The sequence below is a fragment of the Kumtagia ephedrae genome (assembly GCF_003012745.1).
GTDB classification, from domain to species: domain Bacteria; phylum Pseudomonadota; class Alphaproteobacteria; order Rhizobiales; family Rhizobiaceae; genus Kumtagia; species Kumtagia ephedrae.
Window position 1 is genome coordinate 1 of sequence record NZ_PXYK01000092.1, and the last position, 302, is coordinate 302.

Here is a 302-nt window from a genome sequence, read left to right on the forward strand (position 1 = left end):
TGTCTCGGTCTCGGACAGCGCCAGCGGCTCGCCGATGAAGGCCTCGCCGATGAAGACGCGACCGCCGCGCCACTTGATCTCGCCGGAGGAGCGCACACGCCTGACCTCGATGCCGTCATCCTCATCGGCCGCCGCCTCGACGCAGCGCGGATAGGGCCGCGGCGACGGCTGGTAATGGCTGGCCGGCGTCTCCTGGCCGAGTGCTTCATGCGGTCGCTGCTCGTTGTAGCTCTGGCGGAAGGCGTCGAAGCGCCGCTGCTGCTCGGCCGGCGTGGCAGCCGGCGGGTTCAGCGTGTCGGCCT

The 302-nt window shown here is 70.9% G+C and carries 1 protein-coding gene; it reads right to left on the reverse strand.

Annotated elements, in window-relative coordinates; all coding sequences use genetic code 11:
• Window positions 1-302: integrase core domain-containing protein (locus C7I84_RS29415; protein ID WP_165816265.1), on the reverse strand; the 302-nt coding region annotated here is incomplete at both ends.